The 22,129-nt window shown below is 44.8% G+C and carries 17 protein-coding genes; 11 read left to right on the top strand and 6 right to left on the bottom strand.

Going from position 1 to position 22,129, the window contains the following annotated elements:
- Window positions 1–37 precede the first annotated feature (37 nt).
- Entirely contained in the window at window positions 38–448 is a 411-nt protein-coding gene (locus tag FIV04_RS24735) for a GNAT family N-acetyltransferase (RefSeq protein WP_152471043.1), read from the top strand.
- A 139-nt stretch (window positions 449–587) separates the two neighbouring features.
- Entirely contained in the window at window positions 588–1,019 is a 432-nt protein-coding gene (locus FIV04_RS24730) for a GNAT family N-acetyltransferase (RefSeq protein ID WP_152471042.1), read from the top strand.
- Window positions 1,020–1,164: 145 nt separating this feature from the next.
- Here FIV04_RS24730 and FIV04_RS24725 read toward each other — a convergent pair whose 3' ends face one another.
- Genes FIV04_RS24725 through FIV04_RS24705 form a run of 5 tightly spaced genes read right to left on the bottom strand, consistent with a single transcriptional unit; the run spans window position 1,165 to window position 8,431 of the window.
- On the bottom strand, window positions 1,165–2,367 hold the full coding sequence (locus FIV04_RS24725) for a type III PLP-dependent enzyme (protein WP_152471041.1): 1,203 nt from the start codon (window positions 2,365–2,367) through the stop codon (window positions 1,165–1,167).
- Window positions 2,360–4,225 (bottom strand): IucA/IucC family siderophore biosynthesis protein, encoded by a 1,866-nt coding sequence (locus FIV04_RS24720; RefSeq protein ID WP_253895606.1) that lies wholly within the window; start codon window positions 4,223–4,225, stop codon window positions 2,360–2,362. Before FIV04_RS24720 ends, FIV04_RS24725 begins: the two co-directional genes overlap by 8 nt.
- On the bottom strand, window positions 4,197–5,405 hold the full coding sequence (locus FIV04_RS24715; RefSeq protein WP_152471040.1) for an MFS transporter: 1,209 nt from the start codon (window positions 5,403–5,405) through the stop codon (window positions 4,197–4,199). The genes FIV04_RS24720 and FIV04_RS24715 overlap by 29 nt, the downstream gene beginning before the upstream one ends.
- 6 nt (window positions 5,406–5,411) lie before the next feature.
- Complete coding sequence (locus tag FIV04_RS24710; protein ID WP_152471039.1) at window positions 5,412–7,223, bottom strand: IucA/IucC family protein; 1,812 nt, start codon at window positions 7,221–7,223, stop codon at window positions 5,412–5,414.
- Window positions 7,220–8,431 (bottom strand): acetyl-CoA carboxylase biotin carboxylase subunit family protein, encoded by a 1,212-nt coding sequence (locus FIV04_RS24705; protein WP_152471038.1) that lies wholly within the window; start codon window positions 8,429–8,431, stop codon window positions 7,220–7,222. Before FIV04_RS24705 ends, FIV04_RS24710 begins: the two co-directional genes overlap by 4 nt.
- A gap of 247 nt (window positions 8,432–8,678) precedes the next feature.
- Between FIV04_RS24705 and FIV04_RS24700 the strand changes: the two genes are divergently transcribed.
- From FIV04_RS24700 to fecE, 6 genes are all read left to right on the top strand, one after another.
- Entirely contained in the window at window positions 8,679–10,715 is a 2,037-nt protein-coding gene (locus FIV04_RS24700; protein WP_152471037.1) for a TonB-dependent siderophore receptor, read from the top strand.
- A gap of 143 nt (window positions 10,716–10,858) precedes the next feature.
- Window positions 10,859–13,012, top strand: coding sequence for a TonB-dependent siderophore receptor (locus FIV04_RS24695; protein WP_301339529.1), 2,154 nt, complete (start codon window positions 10,859–10,861; stop codon window positions 13,010–13,012).
- Between the two features lie 132 nt (window positions 13,013–13,144).
- Window positions 13,145–14,041: a Fe(3+) dicitrate ABC transporter substrate-binding protein gene (locus FIV04_RS24690; RefSeq protein ID WP_152471155.1), complete on the top strand. Its 897-nt coding sequence runs from the start codon at window positions 13,145–13,147 to the stop codon at window positions 14,039–14,041.
- A complete protein-coding gene (locus tag FIV04_RS24685) occupies window positions 14,038–15,072 on the top strand; it encodes an iron ABC transporter permease (protein WP_152471036.1) in 1,035 nt (344 codons plus the stop codon). Before FIV04_RS24690 ends, FIV04_RS24685 begins: the two co-directional genes overlap by 4 nt.
- Window positions 15,072–16,043, top strand: coding sequence for an iron ABC transporter permease (locus tag FIV04_RS24680; protein ID WP_152471035.1), 972 nt, complete (start codon window positions 15,072–15,074; stop codon window positions 16,041–16,043). Before FIV04_RS24685 ends, FIV04_RS24680 begins: the two co-directional genes overlap by 1 nt.
- Window positions 16,044–16,045: 2 nt before the next feature.
- Entirely contained in the window at window positions 16,046–16,810 is a 765-nt protein-coding gene (gene fecE, locus FIV04_RS24675) for a Fe(3+) dicitrate ABC transporter ATP-binding protein FecE (RefSeq protein ID WP_152471034.1), read from the top strand.
- 99 nt (window positions 16,811–16,909) lie between these two features.
- On the opposite strand, the gene FIV04_RS24670 is transcribed toward fecE, so the two are convergent.
- Window positions 16,910–17,644, bottom strand: coding sequence for a GntR family transcriptional regulator (locus tag FIV04_RS24670; protein ID WP_150873255.1), 735 nt, complete (start codon window positions 17,642–17,644; stop codon window positions 16,910–16,912).
- A gap of 210 nt (window positions 17,645–17,854) precedes the next feature.
- On the opposite strand from FIV04_RS24670, the gene FIV04_RS24665 reads away from it, so the two are divergent.
- The 3 genes from FIV04_RS24665 to FIV04_RS24655 all read left to right on the top strand — a co-directional run bounded on the left by FIV04_RS24665 (window position 17,855) and on the right by FIV04_RS24655 (window position 22,104).
- Entirely contained in the window at window positions 17,855–19,441 is a 1,587-nt protein-coding gene (locus FIV04_RS24665) for a PTS transporter subunit EIIC (protein ID WP_150873256.1), read from the top strand.
- 72 nt (window positions 19,442–19,513) lie between these two features.
- The gene (locus FIV04_RS24660; RefSeq protein ID WP_152471033.1) at window positions 19,514–20,839 is read left to right on the top strand and encodes a 6-phospho-alpha-glucosidase; all 1,326 of its coding nucleotides are present in this window, start codon (window positions 19,514–19,516) and stop codon (window positions 20,837–20,839) included.
- 125 nt (window positions 20,840–20,964) lie between these two features.
- A complete protein-coding gene (locus FIV04_RS24655; RefSeq protein WP_152471032.1) occupies window positions 20,965–22,104 on the top strand; it encodes a glycerate kinase in 1,140 nt (379 codons plus the stop codon).
- Window positions 22,105–22,129: the final 25 nt, after the last annotated feature.

Raw genomic sequence — 22,129 nt, 5'->3', positions numbered from 1 at the left:
CTCATCAGCAAATAGATATCAACACGTAAGGAAAGAAATGGAATACAAATTTGATAGTGAACCCTCAGACAAGGACATCAATGAAGTTCGTGGTGGTTTGATTGAACACAATACGCCTTTCTTGGAGGGTATACCTAAATCTCAAGTTGCTTATTATGCTTTGGAGGATCAAAAGAAAGTCGGCGGTATTATCGTAGACCTTTGGGGAAACTGGCTTCTTATTAAGTTTCTTTGGGTTGATGAATCATTAAGAGGTCAGCAAGTTGGAAGTGAACTTCTCACGAGAATCGAAGAGTACGCGAAATCTCAAGGATGTACGTCATCGCTGGTTGATACGTTGAGCTTTCAAGCCCGTCCGTTTTACGAAAAACAGGGCTATGAATGCCAAATGGTATTAGACAACTATCCACTTGATTCATCGCTTTCATTTCTCACGAAGAAGCTATAACCCGAGCCGCTGAGGTATCATTCTACCCATCGGTCGTGTGCTACTTATTCATAATCTTAATTAGACGCCATTACACCTCGTCAGTTAAAATTAACGTTCGCGGCTGCACATTGATATCCGTTAACTTAAGAGAAATACGATGATTATTGAAAATGTGCGTCCTGAAAATTACGCTGAAATGCTTAATGTTTGGGAAAACTCAGTCCGAGCAACTCATGACTTCATAACAGAGGAAGATATTGAGTTTTTTAAGCCTATGATCATGGCACAAGCCTTTCCTGCTGTTACCTTAAGATGTGTGAAAAATGAAAGCGGCTCTATTGTTGGGTTCGTGGGAACTCACGAATCAAAGATTGAGATGCTGTTCATTTTAGATGGCGTAAGGGGGCAGGGAGTGGGTAAAGCGCTGTTGCAATATGCTATCGAGCATTTAGGCGCAACCCAGGTTGATGTGAACGAACAAAATCCACAAGCGGTCGGTTTCTATCAGCATATGGGATTCAAAGTTGTATCACGCTCACCACTAGATGATATGGGAAAACCTTTTCCGATTTTGCATATGACACTTTAACGCTCGGTTGTCGTAAACCAGTTTGTTAGAAGAAACGCCCAAAGCTAATAACTTTGGGCGTTTCCGTATGTGGAGGCCAAAAATCAAGCGTGTAGTTGACCTTTATTTAGTCATTAATAACGCGATATTGAATCTGTTGCTTTATCTAAAAGTAATGAAACACAGGCGGCTCATGCATCAAAAAGTTCTGGTGAGAAATGTTCCATGCATATGCTCCTGCTAAGGTGAACACGAGATAATCACCGATGTCGATGTACTCAATGTTTTGGTTTCGAGCGAGTACGTCTTTTGGTGTACACAACTGACCAACTAAATTGGCAGTAGTGTGGCGTATTGGGTTCGAAATGGTTGAGTGCTGCTGATTGTGGATAACAGCAAAAGGGTGATCATGGCTTTGTGCTGCTGGTGTACGGAAATGATGCGTGCCGCCACGAGCAATCACAAAGTTTTCGCCAAGATTCTGTTTGATGTCTAACACTTCCATCACATAGTAGCCGCACGGCGCAGATATATATCGTCCACACTCAAAGCGTAGTGTCCAATCTTGCATGTGTTCTTCAGCGATCAAGAATTCTAATTTGTCGCAAAATTCTATCCACGGGAAATGTTGACTAGGATCTTGGTAATTGATCCCCATACCACCTCCGAGGTTAATAATAAGATCTTCAAGCGAGTATTGTTCTTTCCACTGTTTAACCACTTGGAAATATCGTTGAACGAGTGCTAAGTGACGACCAACATCGAGTTGATGCGACATTAGGTGGAAGTGGAAACCTTTTAACTCTATTAAAGGGAAATCACGTAGATGCATGATGGCGTTATCCAGCTCTGCTTCATCGAAACCAAATGGAGTCGGTTTTCCACCCATGGCTAGCTTGCTGAGCGTGATGTCACCAATATCGATATTCATACGCAGAAAGATGGAAGCGGGTCGATTCAACTTTTGTGTCAAATCTCCGATACGCTGTAGTTCTGTAATACTTTCGACATGGATAGCATCAACATCAAGTTGTATTGCTTGTTCTAATTCGCTCGGCATCTTCCCTGGGCCACCAAAGATCAGTGGTTTATTCAGGAGTTGCTGCTGAAGGTGGCTAAGTTCACCGCCAGATGCCGCTTCAAACCCATCAACGTAAGGTGCCACGGTCCTCAAGATTGGTGCAGAAGGGTTGGCCTTTGCGGCATAAAACAACTCTACGTTTTTGGGTAATACATGAAGCATCTGCTTGATGTGCTGTTCAAGCGCATTAAGGTCATACAGATAAGCACATAACGGCTGATTCTGCTGGTTCGCGAGTTGTTTTATTTCTTGCCCGATGTGAGAAGGAAGCAGAGTTAGCTTAGTCATGATTTTCTCCTGTGTATTTAGTCGCCCACGGTGTCGCAATTAGCGTGTAACCCGACTCTTTGTCGGCATTTTGCATCAAGCGAGTGGTGAAGTTGTTCTTACTTGGGAAGAAGCCTCCATCAAGTAACGCAACTAACTCTGGTTGCTTGCCATTGATTGACTGCCAACGAACAATGGATTCTTTCAATAATTCCCACAATGTCTCTTCAAGTTTGGCGTCTCCCTCAGCAATAAAGAATATGGCCTCACTGATGTTGTTAATAAATGTGCAGTAACCAATGCGATTCCAGCCTTGCTCTCGGCTGTAGTAAACCGATTGTCGAGCTTTTTCTGAAAGCTGTTGTAATGTCTCTGAAGGCCAAAATTCAGGTAACAATTTTGTACCTTCTAAATCACGGATCCACACGCAACATGGCATGCCTTGTTCAAAACCAATCAGCGTGTTTTGTAGATGAGGTTCGAATGCGACTCCATGTTTGAAGTAGTAGTTAAACACGCCTGGAACCAAGCAATGCAAGTAGCGCTCAAACCACAAGGTTGCGACACTTTCATACTGGCTTTGTGTTGCTTTTACCTTGTGTTTTAGCTGGGTAGCTATACAGCTATTTCCTTCTCGGTCATAGGCAAACAGCGAACCTGCTAATGTCGGTTGTAGAACGTCGGTTTCACTAAGTGTGAAGTTCTCGCGATACAAAATGCCAAATGATTCACGCGCTTTTATGATGTCGTTAGGCTCTTGCCCTTCAATCGATTCCAGATTCAGTGTTGTTGCGTATGGCTCACTCATCACTTTGAATATGGGGTTACGCAGCTGTTCGCTCTCTTTTATCGGACGTAGAATAGAGGTTAACTGTACGGCACTGTCGAGTTCATACCATGCGTTTTTGCGAACACAATTGGTCAAACGTACATTGATGGAAAACTTAGCGAACCATTCCATATCTGGGTGATAAAGAGTGCGCACGGATGAAGTGGGCAACAGTTTGTCTCCACCTAAGCCTAATGGTGTAATTTTTCCTTGTTCAATCGCACGTTGAACTGCTGGGTTTTGTAGAAGTGTGTAGCTTTCCCATGGGTGACACGGATAAAGTAATTTTGATTCTGAATCACTTTCTTTTGGGGCCAATTGTTCGAGCATCGCTTTAGGTGATGTACGCGTATCTGAGCGCAATATATCTAGTAAAGCTGCCTCCACCTCAAACCAATACAGAGGCACCTTCGCGCCAACTTCCGGAGAGCAAGCAAGTAAGTCATCCATACTTACACCAGAACGACTTTTTGGTGTTGGATGAAAAGTGTGTCCCCAGAGCAGTGACTGTTCTGATGCGATAAAGGCATTATGCTGCTGGAGTGTGCTGTCGGCGTTCAGGAATTGCTCGGTTACCAGCAAGCTGTTCTGCATTTGTTCTATCAACTCATGGTTGAACGGGATCATTAACACTTGTTTAAGGTAGTTGAGCAACAGTGTTAGGGTTTGGGTTGCATCTAGTTTAGACCAGCCAGCACCAGCCGTTTTCGACCAAGGTGAATCTGAAAGTTTTACCTTTCCTAGCTTACTGACGTATTCAACAGGCAAGACTAACAAGCTATTCTCTTGCGCCTGATTTTGCCGAGGGAGATGTATTGCCACACGTTGTTTAGCCGTATAGTTTCTTTTTAACGTCTGTGGCAGTGATGCTGAACTGAAGCACCAATCAACTTGCTTATTCGGTATCGCGTATTCACGCAGGTAGCAGTTCACTACGCCCATAATGGTATTTATTTGGGCTTTTTCTTGATTGAGCTGAACCTGACTGTGATTTATTTGTGTCTTGTTTCCAGCTCGGTTCTCAGTTGGATATGAATGATTGTTTAACATGTCGATGTCCAAATTTTGAAAGAATGATCATTGCGATAGCAGTACTAAAGCTGATCAAAGTAGAAAGTAGGAAAGGAACCTCAAGCCATCCCAAGCTTGATATAAAAGACGCGCTTAACCCTGCTGCAACACCACCCCATTTAGACATGGCATCAAAGCGCGAAAATATCTTGCCACTTTGTTGTCGGTCGATTTGATTGGCTAAAGCTTGATGCAGCCCTTGGTAGCAACAGACCATGCCAAGTCCAAAAACAACTCGAGCGATGATCAGCGTTGTTTGGTCAGGTATTAGGTGCATCGTTGTACTGACTGAGAGCAAGCTAAAACCAAGATACAAAGTAGTAAGCGGATGACGGCGGTTGAGCCTCTCTGAAAACAGATGAACTTTTCCTGCAAAGAGTAGGTAGACACCGTGTGGAAGGGCGTATAAAAAGCCTATCCATGCTTGGTTTGTCACACCGTATTGCTGCACAAAAGGTGAGAAATAGGGGAATGTGACGACCATCGAAAAAGCAAAGCAGAACTGTGCACCGAATACCCAGTAGAGGTTGTGTAACGGCTTGTATGTTGTTTGTTCTCTTTGACTCGTTATCTCGTCTTTTGCTTCTTTCTCTGCATCCGATTTCACTAAGTGATCTGCAGGGAGCGTGAGCGTGATTGCCGATGCTAACAAGGGTAAGGCAGACAACCACAGATACGCATTCAGGGGGCTCGTGTCTGATAATGTCCAACCTAGACCGATGGGCGCGACGATCAACGCTAAACGTGCAGAAAGTTGAGTCTTATTCAGTGAAGTGCCGAGGGTCTTTGCGTCTTTAATTTGACTTGATAGGTAGCTATTCGAGGCGGCCATAGTGCCGCCAAAGGTCCCTTGAACAATAAGACCAAACACAAACATCGTTAGGTTATCTGCCAAACCACACAGAGCGAACCCTGCGGCAAGCCCTAGCTGTGCTCGCAATAGAGAGCGACGTTTGCCAAACTTATCAGCAAACTGCCCCCAAAACCGAGCAGCTAACGCAGTACAAAAGGTTGGCAAAATAAATAAAATGCCTGCCCAATCTGAATCGATATGTGCGCCAAGTGTCGGTAACACCATAGGTAAAAACAGAGGCATACCTAAGGCTGCAAATGCTGCGATGAAGTGGCAGAGCAGCACACAATAAATGAGTCTGGTCATGGTGGGTTAGTTCACGCTCTGTTTGATGGATTCTAAGTAAGCGTGTTGTGCTTCTTCACTGGTAAGTAGTAAGAAGTTCGGAGCCGATAACCCATAAAATTTATTGATATCGCTAGCACCGGAGGCTTCTTTCGAGAGTAAACTGCCTGAACTCAATAAATACTTGGCGTACAGGTTCGGTGATTCAAATAGCATCTTGTTGGCAAGTGTTACGTCGTGACCTTGATTACTAAGTTGCTCTAGCTGTTGAGAAAGGCTGGTTGCCACTATTTTGTAAAGGTCAGCTGATGGCGCAATAGCTTGTGCGGCCATTGCTTCAACAATCGCCGCAATATCGAGTTGTAACGTGATGGTAGTGAACATCTGACCAAGAGCCAGTTCATCACCTACTTTTATACGCTGATCCAGCAATTGTTCGCACTTAACCGGTGAGAGGTGTTCGAAGTTTTTAAATCGCTCGGGCCAAATCCGCGCTGCATCATTGTCCTTCATCGCTAAGGTCATGTTTCCATGTCCATCGAACGCGATAATGGCGTTCTGTTGGTTGGACTCCAATGCAATGCCGTATTGAAGCCACAATCTCAGATGCACTTTTGAAAGCAGATCAACGTAATCCTTAAACCAAGCTAACGTGTCATTGTGATAATACTGTTCGGCGAGGTGCTCTAAGAACAAGCGGTCATCGGGCATTGGGCTAGCAAGTGCGGCAACGGGAACGAGTGCTTTGTCTTGCGAATGGTTTAATGGGTATTCACGTACGATGTAAGCGAAGCTCTTGTCATCTCCTACGTGTCCACCGTGTTTCTCATTGCAATGAAATAGCGTGCCTTGTAAATTGCTATCACTTTGTTCCAAGTGCGTTAATAGGCGCTCGAACCAGTGTCCATCATAAAGTGTCGAAGGCTTGATTAAGCGAATGTTTTTGGTACCTAGAGAACGCATGATAAGTGGTACTTTGATGTGAATATGTGGTGCAGAATTCACAACAACGGTACGCACCGATAGTGTAGGCGTAACCTCAAGGTATGGAGTAGGGGCTTCAATAATACCTTCTGGAAGAGACTCAAGGCTTTGCAGTGTTAAAGGGTGTGCTGGGAATAAATGATGACTCACAGCAAAGTCGTCCGGTAGACCTACTTGCTCCATGGTTGGCCAGCATTGTGGCTGCGAACTGGTCAAAGTGACGAGTGACTTATCAATCGCTAGCCAACGCAGAGCAAAGCTTTGTGCAAACTCTGGCGCATATTGCTGGAGGTCTGTATCACTTAACCCAAATTTTGCGCGAGCGGTTGGATAATAAGGGTGATCAAGGTAAGACGCGATTTGATCAGCGCGCAGTAATTTTTGGTTCCAATGCGTCAGCTGAGAAATCGGTTGCATCAATGATTCAGAATGTTGCTGGAAAGCGTTATCACATAGTGCTTTGTGTTCTTCTGCACATTCGAGTTCTTGTAAGTAACCGTCTAGCAATGGGTGGGAGCTTTCATGTGCACACGCTTTTAGCAATTGTATCCAATCATGATAGTCATGCTGAAGTTCAAACTGGCCCTTTTTCTCTATTAGCCAACCACGACCATCTACCCCATTAGGAGAACCGTATACCCAGCGCTGCATGTAGTAACTTGGCGTGACGGGTAGGTAAAGCGTGAAATCAGAATGGGAAAAGGTAGCCCATACTTGTTCACCCGGGTAATTCGAAATTGTAATGCTGGCAGGCGCTTTAGCTTTGAACTGACTTTTAGACACTAAGCCAAATAAGTCTTCACGAAGGCACGTATCGATGAGTCGCTGAGTTAGGTATGAAGCGTTGACATTCATGCGGTCACCTCACTATTTGGAGTTAGATCGAATCGAGAAACGGTGTGTTGAAGAGCAGCATCTAGCGTTTGTCCTGAAGGCGACGCTATAGAAATTCGCGCTAAGTAATCTTTGTTTGAAAAGCTTTGTAGGAAGGTATCACCCGGGTGTTTGAGTACCTGCAGCTGCGTGACAATATCGCCATCTTGATGAATGAAAGACGTTGATGTCCCCTCGATGACGCCACTCTGCTTTGCCACAACATAGTGGACACTTGCACTACCAGTTATTTGGAATGAAGGATCTAGCTTGCTGCCGAGGTGCAGACTTAAAATGGTGCTGAACCACTTTCCACCACTTAGATTGTCGAGTAGGAACTCACGACCATCTCCAATACTGCGATAGTTGATTTCAACTAATATTGGGCCAGACTTTGTGATAATAAATTCACTGTGACAAACACCGAAGCCCACGCCAAATGCCTTCAACTGTCTCACACACTCATTCTTGAATTGAGTACTGTTGTCGCCATTCCAAGTCGCAGCAGTTTCAATAAAGAACGGAGGTTCTGAGAGTTCTACATCAAACCCACCTAGTGCAATTAAGTTTTCTCCGTCTCCCAAGGTTTCTAAAGTGATCAGCGGACCCTGCAAAAAATCTTCGACCAAGATTGGGCTAGTCGGTTGTTTCTGCCAAAAGCGCTCGCAATAACTTTCTAGCTCACCTTTAGAGTTACAACGTTGGACGTCTATGCTTGCCACACCTTCTTTAGGCTTGGCGACGACAGGAAAAGTAAAATCAAACGCAGAATCGGTGTCACGATATAGCAATTCACTTTGGATATTGGGAAGAGACTTTTCATTCAGAACTTGGCGAGTGAGGTGCTTGTTCTTTGCTTGCAACGCTACGGTCCAATCTTTTGCCGGTAGACCAAAGAACTGAGCGCAGATAGCGGTCGAAGTTTGCAAGTGATCACTGTTACTAAAAACAGCACTCGGTTTTATGTTTTGTTCTGTGATGGTCTCGATAAGTTCGAGAGGATTAAATACATCACACTCAAGAATTGCGTCTGGGCTAAAACGCTCGTCATCGTTACTCAATTTTAGGTGGCTGAGCTTGTGATCTGTGATCAGGATGACGTCAAGCCCCATCGCTTTTGCTGTCGGTACGAAGCCGTGAGTGACTGCGTCATTGACGACGTGAGTCACAATAATAATCGTAGATTTCATTGGGCTTTCCTAATTTATAAAACGTTGTTGTTACCTGCTCACAACTTGCATTCAAGTGGCCTTTTTCTTGTTTTTAGGGAAGGCTTTTTTCTATGTCATTGTTTTTATTGATAATGGTGTTAATAGTGTAGTTGCATATTGCCGGGCAACTATAAACTATAGTTGAAAAAATATATATTGCAAATATAAATGATATTTGTTTTCATTCGCATCGCAGTGGTTTTGTAAACAAAAATGGTAATAATAAATGAATATAAGATTGACCCTATCTCCACTAGCTTTGGCTATTGGTGGAGCGCTTGCGAGTGTAACTGTGGTACCAGCTGTAAACGCAAAAGAACAAGTTGTAGCGGACGAAACGCTACAAGTTATTGGACATCAATACGAAGGGTATGCGGAATATATGCCTCAGTCTGGTACCAAAACGGATGTTGAATGGCTAGATGTGCCACAAGCGGTTTCAGTGGTCACTAAGACTGAAATGGAAGACCGCGGAGCAGTACGTTTAGTGGATGCTCTCGATGGTGTTGCAGGTGTAAATAATACCCTCGGCGAAGGGAGTCGCGACCAATTTGTTATTCGTGGCTTTGATGCTCTTAATGATATGTATCGTGATGGGATGCGTGACGACGGGACTTTACAGTCTTATCGAAGCCTAGCAAATATCGAGCGTGTTGAAGTTGTCAAAGGCCCGGCCGGTGCACTTTATGGTCGAGGTTCTGCTGGTGGTATTATCAATCTAGTCACTAAACGTGCTAACGGAGATAACTTTACCAGTGTCAAAGGCAGTGTTGGTAGCAATAGCCAATTTGTAGGGCAGCTTGATAGCTCTATGGCGTTTTCAGACAAGGTTAATGGCCGTATCAATGTTGAGCATCGTCAAGCAGATTCTTATGTCGATCATGTTGATTCCAATGATTTCTTTATAGCCCCGACGATTCGAGTGAAGCCTTCTGATGGACACACTATTGATCTCGATGTCGAATACGCTCATCAAGAGTTAGTTCCGTATCGTGGTGTTCCGTCAAAGGATGGTCAACCTGTTGACGTTTCTGAAAGCACTTTTTATGGTGGTACCAACGATTATCAAGAATCTGATAGCCTCCGAGTTGCGATAAATTATGAATGGCGTCTAAATAGTGACTGGGTATGGACAAACCGTGCAGCATACAACCATATTGAGTTGGAACAAAAGGGGACTCGTCAAGGAACGGTGACAGGAGATCAAGTTTCTCAAACCGTGAATAATTTTGGCTACGACCCACGTACCACGACTACATTGCAATCGGAACTCGTTTGGGAAACCGATTCTAATCAAATGATGATAGGGACGGATTTCAACCAGATTAATATCGACCTTGTCCTAGCCAGTGACAAAACGCTTCCATCTCAAGACATTTACAACCCTGTAGTGGGCCCTACGCCCGATCCTGGTTTTAAGCCTTTCCGCGACAATACAACAACGACCACCGGCGTTTACGTTCAAGACGTTTACACCTTGGGTGATCTTTCGTTGATCGGTAATGTGCGTTACGACTCTATGGAGCTTGAACAACAAAAGGCAGGCTCAGCTAAAGAGAACCTTGACGACAACAAAGTAAGCTACCGTGGTGGTCTGGTTTATCGCCTTACTGATGATATGTCTGTGTATGCAAGCTTAGCTCGTTCATGGCAGTTGCCTTATTCAGGAATCTATATCAATCCCAAGCTAGCGGAATTTTTCCATACAGATCTTCAAGAAATAGGCGCAAAAGCTTACTTGCTAGACAACGCACTGATGCTCAATGCTGCGATCTTCCAAATTGATCAAGAGCAACCTCAAACCGATACCAATGGTGACGTAATTAGCAAGATTGAAGCGCGTCATAAAGGTATCGAGCTTGAAGCTCGCGGTCAAATTACAACTCAGTGGGATGTATCGGTTGGGTATAGCTATCTTGATGCTGAAGACAAAGATACAGGTAAGAAGCCAAACGACGTATCTGATCACTTGTTCTCACTTTGGAGTACCTACCAGCTAGACGATAACTGGCGTTTAGGTGGCGGTGTTAAATACGTTGGCGACCGTTACGCAGGTAATAATGAAGCCGTCGCTTTAGGTGACTACACCACAGTCGATTTGATGGCTGCATACACTACAGGTCGTCATAAAGTTCAAGCGAATGCTTACAACATTTTTGATGAAAAATACATTTTGGGTGCAACCAACGGTACGTCTGGTACCAACCAGATTGGATACGGCGCACCTGCTGAATTCATGCTTAGCTACGGATACCAGTTCTAGCAGTTAGCTCAATTCTACAGCTATTTTTTCCGCTAATTAGCGAATAGTTGGCCTTATTTTAGGTCGTTTTAGCCCAAAGGGTCAGAGTTAATTATAAAGAAATATAGATCTTTGACCCTAACCTGCCTACTTAGGAGATCTCCATGCTTTACCAGAATTTGGATGGTAACCCACAAATGAAATTGGACAAGAATGCGCAAACTCAAGCGCATCAAAAGCTGCGTTTGAGTGTACTTGCTGTTGCTGTTGCCTCTGTGACTTCAACTAACGTGTTTGCCGCTAATGAATCTGAAACCACGACAATGGAAACGGTTGTTGTAACGGGCAGTATCATTGGTAATTCTGAGCTAGAAGACGTTAAAGAGTACCCAGGTGCTCGTACTGTACTTACCCATGAACAAATTAAAAAAACTGGCGCACTTTCTATTGATCAAGCGTTTCAAAGTGTACCTGGTATTAAAGTCCAAGACGAAACTGGCACAGGTGTTCTACCTAACATTTCAGTGCGTGGTTTGAAGGCAAGTCGAAGTGGTCATGCTCAGTTTCTAATGGATGGTGTACCGCTGACTCTAGCGCCTTATGGTCATACCGGACAATCGATCTTCCCAGCGACACTTTCGATGTTGGATCGTATTGATATCGTGCGTGGCGGCGCGGCTGTGCAATATGGACCAAACAATGTGGGTGGTGTGATCAACTTAGTGACCAAACCAATTCCTCATAAATGGCAAACTGAAATTAGCAATCGTTTAACTGTTTTCGAAGAAGGTGATGCTCCTCTAAATGATTTGTATCTGCGCACGGGAGGCTGGCTGACCGATACATTGGCACTTCAAGTTGAGGGTAACTTCTTAAAAGGTGAAAGTTTCCGTGAACACTCAGACACCGATGTGAAGAATTTCCAAGCGAAACTGCAGTGGTTATTGAGTGATACACAAGAGCTACAAGCATTCATCCAACGCTATGATGCAGATACTCAAATGCCAGGTGCTTTATCGCCAGGCGACTACAAAAATGATCGTACACAATCCAAGCGACCATATGATGAGTACCAAGGTGAATCGACGCGTTGGAGCCTAAAGTACCTACATGACCTTAACCTTGCCGATAGTTCAGAGCTTGAAATTCTAACCTTTGGTCACCGTTCTGAACGTTTCTTCCAGTGGGGCTTTAATAGTGCAGGTGGTCACTGGGCGGATCCTGCATTGCCATCTACTCATATTCGTACTTCACCTCGTGAGTTTTCAGTTTATGGTGTTGAGCCTAAATTAGCGATGTACTTTGACGGAAACACCGTAACGCAAAATTGGATAGTAGGCGCGCGCTACGTGAACGAAGATATCGATTACAAACTTACCCAAACGCCGATTGCTGGTGGCGCTACGACCATTCCACGTGATTGGCACTTAGATACAGATGCATTCGCAGGCTATGTAAGCAACGAAATTGGATTGTTTAATGATGTGTTAAAGGTAACCCCAGGCATTCGTTATGAATCAATTGATATGGCATTTAATGACCTCGGTAATGCGGAAAAGACCAACAACAAAGTGACCGAATGGTTACCTGGTTTGACTGTAGCTTACCATCTTACTGAGCAATGGGTGGGGTACACCAATGCTCAAAAATCTTTGCGTGCACCACAGATTGCTTACATCCGTGGTAAAGGTGAAGAGGGCAGTGAGCTCGCATGGAACTATGAGTTAGGTGCGCGTTACAACCAAGAATCAACCAGTTTCAATGTGGCGCTTTACCGAATCGATTTCGAAGATCAGCTTCAATGGCAAAGTGCGACCCAAACTTTTGACAACATTGGTAAAACACTGCACCAAGGTGTTGAGCTTTCCGGCCGTTATACTCCTGAATCACTTCAAGCTTTGAGTCTAGGCGCTGGGTATAACTACCTAGATGCGACGATTGAAGAAGCGGGTGCAAACAAAGGTAATCAACTTCCTTATACATCCAAACATCAATTTAGCTGGGATGCGACTTACGTATTTAACAAGTTAGACACGACGCTATCTGGTTATTACTTCAGTGAGTCATATTCCGACAATGCGAACACCAGTGCCGAAGATGCAACGGGCGCAACGGGTAAAGTACCGTCATACATGGTATGGAACTTTAATCTAGGTTCCGATCTATACAAGGACGACAGCAGCAAACTACGTATGAACTTTGCGGTTAACAACTTGTTCGATGAGGACTATTACTTCCGTGGTATTGATACTAGTCCGGTTGGTCGTTATCCAGCTCCTGGACGCTCTTATACCTTGGATCTGAATTACCAATTCTAATACGTAATTTATTGAAATTTAATATAAACAAAAGTCGCCAATACTCTTGGCGACTTTCACGGTTCTAGCGTTAGAGGATAATTTAATATGGGAAACGACTTTCAACCAGCTTCGATAATTACACAATATTCAATGAATAGGTTATGGATGAGTCTTGCTGTATTGGTGATGTGCTTAATCTCATTTTCTGGATTGGCAAAAACAAGAGTGATCCAAGATGAGCAGGGCCAGTTTGAGATTAACACTACGCCACAACGCATCGTTGTTCTGGAGTTCTCATTCGTGGATGCATTGGCGGCGGTAGATGTTTCTCCCGTTGGCGTCGCTGACGATAATGATGCTACACGGGTGATTCCAGCAGTGCGAGAGTTGGTTGAACCCTGGCAGTCGGTTGGTATGCGTTCCCAACCTAGCCTAGAAGCCATTGCCATTCTCAAACCTGATTTGATCATCGCAGATGCTGAGCGTCACCGTACTGTCTATCAAGATTTACAGCTAATTGCGCCAACTTTGCTATTAAAAAGCCGAGGCGAAACGTATCAAGAAAATTTGGAATCAGCGCTAAAAATTGGTGTTGCTCTTGATAAGCAATCAGCTATGGAGAAACGAATTCAACAACATCAACAAGCTATGCTCGAATTCAAGAGCCATTTCTCTCTAAAACAAACTGTTCAGTTTGCTGTCGTATCGGACAAAGGCATGTGGCTTCATAGCCCTGCATCCTATGCCGGTGGAGTACTGACAACATTAGGAATTGCAAGCCCGATTGAAGAACTGACTGAAAAAGCATATTTGCCAACAAGCTTTGAGTTGCTACTAAAAACCAATCCGGACTGGCTGCTATTGGGGGCTTACTCGCATCCTAATGTGGTCAACGATTGGGAAAAGAATCCGTTATTCAACCTAATGACGTCGGCAAAAAATAAGCAAGTCGTTGAAGTGTCTCCTGCACTTTGGTCATTGAATCGAGGCATGCTAGCGGCTGAACAGATGGCGAAAAACCTAGAGAAGATCTTGGAACGATCATGAGAACGATATTGATCTCTAGCGGAAAGAGCAAGCGGCCAATATTACCGTGGCGAGCCACTGTATTTACGTTGTCAGTGTGTTGTTTAATGCTATCTGGGTATGCAGCTTCTATGCTGGGATGGTCGAACTTTTCTCTGACTCTAAGTGACCTAGTAGAATATTGGTTTTCGTTTGATACAAGTAATATGACTCATCAAATTTTGGCGACTCTGAGAGCGCCAAGAGCTTATGCTGGGTTATTGATTGGAGCCAGTTTAGCAGTAGCGGGCTTATTGATGCAGGGCTTAACAAGAAACCCACTCGCGTCTCCTTCTATTCTTGGTATTAATTCAGGTGCAGCCTGTTTTATGGCTTTAGCTGCCATAGGCGTGCCTGTTATCAGTGAGCTAAATCCAATTCTCAATGCTGTTATTGGTGCTTCGTTAAGTGGCGGTGGTGTGATGATCCTCGGTGGTTTTTTTTCTGCACGCTCTCATCCATTGCGTTTGGTTTTAGCGGGCATTGCCATTACGGCATTACTGATTGGGTTGACTCGAGCAGCACTGATTCTTGCCGACGATATGGCCTATAGCGTTCTACATTGGGTTACAGGCTCATTGTCTACCGTGGATGATGAGCAATGGCAAATACTGTGGCCTCCCGTAGTGATTGGTTTAGTGTTGGCTATCAGCATGGCGCGTAACCTCAATTTACTTGCACTTGGTGAGGAGGTTGCGGTTGGGCTGGGCAGCAATATCCGCCTTACGCGATCAATTTGTAGTGTAACCATTGTTTTGCTGGCGGGCGCAAGTGTCGCTATTGCTGGGCCTATAGGCTTTGTCGGATTGTTAATCCCCCACTTAGTTCGTCCTATGGTTGGGCATAATTACCATGTGTTGATTCCCGTTTCCGCGATGGCGGGGGCAGCGTTGGTGTCTTGGTCAGACGCGTTATCAAGAGCGATTGCTTTCCCGACAGAAACGCCTGTGGGTGTCATTACCGCTTTACTGGGGACACCTTGTTTTGTTCTTATCGCGACGAGGAAGTCTTAATGCACCATAATGCGAAGCTATTATTGTTACTTGGGCTACTGATGTTGATGGCCTTTTCTGGATTGTTTGTTGGAGCGGCGTCACTTTCTGCTTCTCAAGTGATGGAGCACCTGATCGCTTTTTCTAATGACGATTTTGTTATCCAACAGTATCGATTGCCACGTATGTTACTCGCAATCAGTGTCGGTGCCGGGCTGGGGCTTTCAGGCGTATTAGTACAAGGGGTGATACGTAACCCTCTGGCGTCTCCTGACTTGATGGGAATTAGCGCCGGAGCAGGCCTTGCGGCAACAGCCAGTTTGGTTTGGTTTCCGAATGCGCCAGTCAGTTTACTTCCGATATTTGCGATGTGTGGCGGTGTTTTTGCAGCTGGATTGATTGCTTTCTTGGCGTGGTGGTCAAAACCAACACCGGCCAAATTGGCACTGATCGGTATTGCGGTCAGTGCATTTTTGGCCAGTTGCATTGATTTCTTACTCGTCACTAACCCTATCGAGATCAATACTGCCATGGTATGGCTAACCGGTAGCCTTTGGGGGAGGAACTGGCAGCAAGTTCCATTTATTTGGGGGACGTTGGCTTTACTACTTCCCATGGCATTATGGCTTGCTTGGCGATTAGACGTGTTGGGGCTTGGTCATGAAAGTGCGACCACCTTGGGTATCAAGCCCAAACAGATTCAGATTCTCGCATTGTTGGCCGCTGTGTTACTTGCAAGTGTCAGCGTGTCAGTAGCCGGAACAATCAGTTTCGTTGGGCTATTGGCGCCTCACTTAGCGCGTTGGTTGTTTGGGCATAATCATAAGTTGCTAATCCCTGCGTCTGCTTTACTTGGGGCCATTTTAGTGACCTGTGCTGATGCACTCGCACGAGGTTTGAACCCTCCAATCGAATTGCCTGCAGGCGTGCTGACATCGGTGATTGGCGCACCTTATTTCATTTTTCTTCTTTATCGTTATCGAGGTTGGTAACCATGCTAAAAACGCAGAACCTTTCCGTCGCGTACGGCAAACAAACGATCATCCCAAACCTCACGGTTTCAATCCCTGAAGGGAAAATTACCGCATTAATTGGTCCCAATGGATGTGGAAAATCCACCTTGTTAAAAACCTTGGTAAGAATCAATAAACCCATGTCAGGGGAGGTGTTGTTTGAAGGTAAACCATTAGCAAGCTATGGCGATAAAGCGCTTGCACGTTCTTTGTCGCTTCTGCCGCAAATCCTAGTTAGCCCGGAAGGCATTACCGTCAGGAAATTGGTCGAATATGGACGTTCTCCTTATGTATCCCATTGGGGAAAGTTGGGCAAAGACGATCAAATCATTGTTGAGCAAGCTATGTGTGATACAGGTGTGCTTGAATATGCTGATAAGCCGGTTGAATCCTTATCTGGCGGTCAAAGACAAAGGGCTTGGATCGCAATGGTACTAGCACAAGATACAGATATCGTAATGCTTGATGAGCCAACCACGTATTTAGACATGTCGCATCAGGTTGAGTTAATGAATTTGATGCAACAGATGAACGCCAAGGGTAAAACGGTAGTTGTGGTATTACATGACCTTAATCAAGCGTGCCGTTACTGCGATCATTTGGTGGTGTTAGAGCAGGGCCGTGTTGTGGCTGAGGGGGCGCCTGACGAGGTGATGACAGAGGCGTTACTTGATGATGTTTTTGATTTGAATGCGAAAGTCTTCCGAGATCCGATTTCAAATACGCCGATGTGTGTTGCGATTTAGGCGCTTTGGGGCGTTAACCTCAGCGGTCGCTCTATAAGACACCTATGATCTGGCTTTAATCATAGGTGTCATCTAAGTATGCATTAGGCGCCAACAAACCTATCGGTTGGCACTTAGCGTGAACGTATAGTGCTCTTGGTTGTAATAAATGTCTGAAACTTCGAACGGTTTACCATCTTCTAGTTGCGCGACACTGCGAGCGTATAGAACAGGATCGTCTCTTTTTAAGCCTAGATGTCGTCTCACCTCCTCTCCGGGTAGCTCCGCTCGGATTTGCTTTTCACTCCCTTTCACTTTTAGGCCTTTTGAATCTAGGTAAAGGTACTTGGAGCTATTCAAATGAGCTTCGGTGAGATCGTCAAAGTAAGGATCAATAAGCATGTGCGTTGATTCAAATACGAAAGGCACGGCTCCCACTAAACGAAGACGTTTCATAAACCAAACTTGAGAATTCTCTTCAATGCCAAGTGTCTCGCACACTTTTTGTGATGCTGTTACTTTCTCGAGATGTAGGAGTTTATTCACGATGGAGGAATTTAGACTATTGGCTACTTCGCTAGAGGTGAGGTGACTGTCTAAGGGTAACGCCATTTTAAGATCGAGAGTTTGTTCGCAAATAAACGTTCCTCGACCTCTCTGTCTTTCTACAATACCTTGTCTAACCAAGTAGTCGACGGCTTTGCGTGCAGTCATACGAGAAACACCGTATTGCTCAGCTAACACAGTTTCAGACGGTAGTGGATCGCCAGGTTTTAGAGAACCATCGTCGATCTTCTTCGATAAAATTTGTTCTATCTGGATATAGATTGGAACGTGAGACTGCTTGTCGATCATTGAAACCCCCAGTAATTCGTACCTCATCCTATCCCAGGATACCTGAATACACAACTATACAACCAACTGCGAAGATTTATGCATTTAACTGCTTATCTTGGTAAAGACCTTCGTGATAGGAATCACATACACGAACAAGTTGTATAGACAACTATACTTATCGATCGTTTAATGCTCACATAACTTATAAAGATACGGAGTAATCTGACAATGAAACAATTCGGTTCAAAGCTCCAAGATCTCGGAAAAGCGTTGATGATGCCAATCTCAGTCATCGCTGCTGCGGGTATATTTCTTGGACTAGCTGCTGCCCTACAAAACCCTAATATTACAGGTCAAGGATTTAACCAACTTGAGTTTGTGCAATTGATCCTAGGATTTATTCGCAAAGTTTCGGGTTCTTTGTTTGGCAACTTGCCACTGTTCTTCGCCGTTGCTGCTGCGATTGGTTTAGCGAAGCAAGAAAAGCCAACTGCTGCTTTCGCTGCAATCATCGGTTTTATTGCAATGCATGTGGGTATTAACTATTCGTTGACGGCTCAAGGCCTAACCCCTGCAACCACCTCTGTTGCACACCTTGTCGAGCAGGGAATGGGTAAAACTGAAGCAATGATGTTCTCCGCGGAGTTTGGCTACACCCTAGGTATATTCTCTTATCACATGAGTGTATTAGGTGGTGTGTTGGCGGGTTTGGTGACGGTTGCTCTTCATAATCGCTTTTATACGATTGTCTTGCCTACTGCTATTAACTTCTTTGGCGGGCGTCGATTCGTGCCAATCATCACCGTTGTCGTATTGCCAATTATCGGTGTATTGATGTCCCTAATTTGGCCTACGATCGGTGCTGCGATAGCCAACATTGGTCAATTTATTGGTGAGGCAGGTAGCTTTGGTACTTTCTTGTTTGCAGCTACGGAACGCCTACTTATCCCGACCGGTTTGCACCATATTCTTAACGAAACTGTGCGCTTTACCCCTATCGGCGGCATCGCCAATGTTGATGGTGAGAGCATCGTTGGTGCGCTAAGTATCTTTAACTACGCTTTAGCACACCCAGAATCTATTAGTAACGATGTTGTGAAAGAGGCTACGCGCTTCTTAGCACAAGGCAAGATTCCAGTGATGATGTTTGCTCTACCGGGCGCTGCGTTAGCTATGTATCACTGTGCTCGCAAAGAACACAAAGTGCGAGTGAAAGCCCTTGTTATTGCTGGTGCGTTGGCCTCATTCACAACCGGTATCACAGAGCCTCTAGAGTTCAGCTTTATCTTTGTTAGTCCGATTCTCTTTATCTTCCATGCCTTCATGACGGGTTTATCTTTCGCGTTGATGCACTTGTTTGGCGTCATGATCGGTAACGTACAAGGTGGTGTGATTGACTTACTCGTCTTTGGTGTCCTTGGCGGTACTGCAACCAATTGGTGGTTAGCTGTTCTGGTCGGTGCTTGCTACTTCCCAATTTACTACTTTGTTTTCCGATTCATCATCACTCGAATGAATGTGAAGACTCCGGGACGTGAAGATGAAACAGCGACATCAAGCCAACAAGTTACAGCATCAGAACAAGCAGAGCAGATCATCGCTGGTCTAGGCGGCGCTCAAAACATCCAACTGGTTGATAACTGCTTCACGCGTCTTCGAGTGAAAGTTAAAGACATGGACAAGATCAAAGACGACTCACTCAAGGCGACTGGTGCAAGTGGTATCAAACGTGCCAGCGATGAGGATGTTCAAGTTATCTATGGCCCTCAGGTAGAAAGCATCGCTAACGATGTAAAGCAAGCCTTAGCTATTTAAATAAATTTTAAACGCAATTGAGCCTCCGAAGGTGAGGCTCCCATTATTCTAATTTTGTAAGTGAGAAGTAAGATGAAAAAAGCATTCAATATTGTTCTAGTCGGTGGTGGTTCTACATGGACTCCTGGCCTACTTAAAGCGCTTTGTAAGCGCAAAGACACTTTCCCTCTAAAACGTTTGGTGATGTTCGATGTGCACGCATCACGTCAAGAAACGATTGGTGAGTACGCTAAACTGCTATTTTCTGAAGATTACCCAGAGCTAGATTTTGAGTACACGACAGATAAAGATGTCGCTTATAAAGATATGGATTTCGTACTTTGCCAAATGCGTACGGGTGGCTACGAAATGCGTGAAAAGGATGAAAAAATCCCACTGTCACTGGGTGTGATTGGCCAAGAAACATGTGGCCCAGGTGGCTTTGCATATGGCATGCGCTCTATTGGTGACATGATTGAAATGGTTGAAGATGTGCGTGAACGTGCTCCTGAAGCTTGGATTCTGAACTACACCAACCCAGCTGCGATTGTGGCGGATGCACTTAAGAAACGTTTCCCTGAAGATGAGCGAATCCTAAACATCTGTGACCAGCCTGTGAACTTACTACGCTCTTACGGTCGTCTGCTTGATGTTAACCCAGATGAGTTTGACCCTGTGTACTTTGGCCTGAATCACTTCGGTTGGTTTACTCACCTATATAACCAAGAAGGTGAGGATTTGGCACCTAAGCTTAAAGCTTTCATCTCTAACAATGGCTTTAAGCCAGTAGACGCGGAGCAGCGCGACCAATCTTGGTTAGACACCTATGCGGCAGTGGCTGACATGTTGCGTGATTTTCCTGATTACCTGCCGAACACTTACCTGCAGTACTACTTATACCCAGAGTATAAGTTGTCTAAGTTGGATGCGAACTACACTCGTGCAAATGAAGTTATGGATGGCCGTGAAAAGCGTGTATTTGCAGAGTGTCAACAGGCTGTACAAGACGGAACAACAAAGAACTCAAGTGTCGTTCATAACGATGCGCACGGGGATATGATTGTTGAAGTGGCAGAGTCAATTGCATTTAACCAAAAGCGTAAGTTTGTAGTGATTCTAGAAAATAATGGTTTGGTAGCAAACCTAGATGACGATGTGATGGTTGAAGTCACTGCTGAGCTTGGAATTAATGGTCCACGTCCGTTTGGTGTTGGTAAGATCCCAACGTTCTATAAAGGCATGATCGAACAACAGTTTGCTTACGAGCGCTTAACGGTTGAAGCTTGGTTTGAAGGTTCGTACGGCAAAGCTCTACAGGCGCTTACATTGAATCGTACGGTAGGCGATGCGAAAAAGGCTCGTCTGGTCCTTGATGCACTCATCGAAGCAAATAAAGACTACTGGCCTGAACTAGTGTAACTGAAGGTCAATCGGGTCTAGTTATAAGTCTAAAACAGCCCCCCCTTAACCGCTGTTTTAGCTGCTCCAGCTCCCAGGTTACGTCAGTGACTTGGGAGTTTTATTAAGGACATGAGGGAATAGAAGTGAAGATAGTTATAGCCCCTGATTCTTTTAAAGAGAGTTTGACAGCGCAGCAGGTGTGTCTAGCTGTTGAAAATGGTCTAAAAAGGGTTTGGTCAAATGCTGAGTATGTATCGATACCCGTTGCTGACGGTGGTGAAGGCACTATGCAAGCGCTGATTGATGCGACTAGTGGGAAAAAGATACAAGTAAGAGTAAAAGATCCAAGAGGGCAAACCGTTGAGGCGAGTTATGGTCTCCTCGGTAACCATAGAACGGCGGTTATTGAAGTTGCAGAGGCGTGTGGCTTGCATCTAGTGCCCGCGTCCGAGAGAGACACAAAATCGACATCCAGCTACGGTGTGGGCCAACTTATTCGTCACGCTTTAGATTCCGGAATCAGCCGTCTAATTATAGGTTTAGGTGGCAGTGCAACGACCGATGGCGGTAGTGGTATGCTAGCCGCGTTGGGCGTAAAGTTTTTAAATGAAGACGGAGAAGAAATTGAACCTTGCGGCGCATCAATGCTTAACGTCCATCAAATCGTGACTACCGAGTTTGATCCTAGATTAGCGCACTGCGAGATCATAGTTGCATGTGATGTCGATAACCCTCTGTGTGGAAGTTCCGGTGCCGCTGCGTTTTTTGGGCCTCAAAAGGGAGCATCGAGTGAAGATGTGCTACTGCTGGATAAGGCGTTATATCAATTTGGTCAACTGTCAGAGAAAATTACGCAGAGGTCAATCATTGATAGCAAGGGATCTGGTGCCGCTGGTGGAATCGGTGCTGCGTTTTTGGGATATACTAATGCAAGATTACAACCGGGTATTGATGTTGTAATGACTATGCTTGATGTCGAAACGAAGATGCAAGGCGCACATATGGTTATCACTGGTGAAGGCAAGCTTGATCAGCAAACGGCTCATGGTAAAGCGCCAGTCGGGGTTGCTAAAATTGCTAAGAAGTTTGATATTCCAGTCGTCGCTGTTGCAGGTTGCACCAATGATGGATATCAGGTGCTTTATGAGCACGGAATTGACGCTGTGTTTACTTGTGTTCCAAGAGCAATGAGCTTATCTGATGCATTTTCAGAAGCTCAAACAAACTTGAGCAATCTTGCGGAAAATATTGCACGCACATATCAGCTTGCCTTGGGTAAATAGCTTTTCAAGTTGGCTCGCATTGACG

The organism is Vibrio sp. THAF190c (assembly GCF_009363355.1).
GTDB classification, from domain to species: Bacteria; Pseudomonadota; Gammaproteobacteria; order Enterobacterales; family Vibrionaceae; genus Vibrio; species Vibrio fortis_A.
This window is presented reverse-complemented; position numbering and strand designations above follow the sequence as displayed.

Excerpts from the sequence above, each read along its gene's own strand:
- FIV04_RS24735 (WP_152471043.1), top strand. The coding sequence starts at position 38 with ATGGAATACAAATTTGATAGTGAACCCTCAGACAAGGACATCAATGAA.
- FIV04_RS24730 (WP_152471042.1), top strand. The coding sequence starts at position 588 with ATGATTATTGAAAATGTGCGTCCTGAAAATTACGCTGAAATGCTTAAT.
- FIV04_RS24725 (WP_152471041.1), bottom strand. The coding sequence starts at position 2,367 with ATGACTAAGCTAACTCTGCTTCCTTCTCACATCGGGCAAGAAATAAAA.
- FIV04_RS24720 (WP_253895606.1), bottom strand. The coding sequence starts at position 4,225 with ATGTTAAACAATCATTCATATCCAACTGAGAACCGAGCTGGAAACAAG.
- FIV04_RS24715 (WP_152471040.1), bottom strand. The coding sequence starts at position 5,405 with ATGACCAGACTCATTTATTGTGTGCTGCTCTGCCACTTCATCGCAGCA.
- FIV04_RS24710 (WP_152471039.1), bottom strand. The coding sequence starts at position 7,223 with ATGAATGTCAACGCTTCATACCTAACTCAGCGACTCATCGATACGTGC.
- FIV04_RS24705 (WP_152471038.1), bottom strand. The coding sequence starts at position 8,431 with ATGAAATCTACGATTATTATTGTGACTCACGTCGTCAATGACGCAGTC.
- FIV04_RS24700 (WP_152471037.1), top strand. The coding sequence starts at position 8,679 with ATGAATATAAGATTGACCCTATCTCCACTAGCTTTGGCTATTGGTGGA.
- FIV04_RS24695 (WP_301339529.1), top strand. The coding sequence starts at position 10,859 with ATGCTTTACCAGAATTTGGATGGTAACCCACAAATGAAATTGGACAAG.
- FIV04_RS24690 (WP_152471155.1), top strand. The coding sequence starts at position 13,145 with ATGAATAGGTTATGGATGAGTCTTGCTGTATTGGTGATGTGCTTAATC.
- FIV04_RS24685 (WP_152471036.1), top strand. The coding sequence starts at position 14,038 with ATGAGAACGATATTGATCTCTAGCGGAAAGAGCAAGCGGCCAATATTA.
- FIV04_RS24680 (WP_152471035.1), top strand. The coding sequence starts at position 15,072 with ATGCACCATAATGCGAAGCTATTATTGTTACTTGGGCTACTGATGTTG.
- fecE (WP_152471034.1), top strand. The coding sequence starts at position 16,046 with ATGCTAAAAACGCAGAACCTTTCCGTCGCGTACGGCAAACAAACGATC.
- FIV04_RS24670 (WP_150873255.1), bottom strand. The coding sequence starts at position 17,644 with ATGATCGACAAGCAGTCTCACGTTCCAATCTATATCCAGATAGAACAA.
- FIV04_RS24665 (WP_150873256.1), top strand. The coding sequence starts at position 17,855 with ATGAAACAATTCGGTTCAAAGCTCCAAGATCTCGGAAAAGCGTTGATG.
- FIV04_RS24660 (WP_152471033.1), top strand. The coding sequence starts at position 19,514 with ATGAAAAAAGCATTCAATATTGTTCTAGTCGGTGGTGGTTCTACATGG.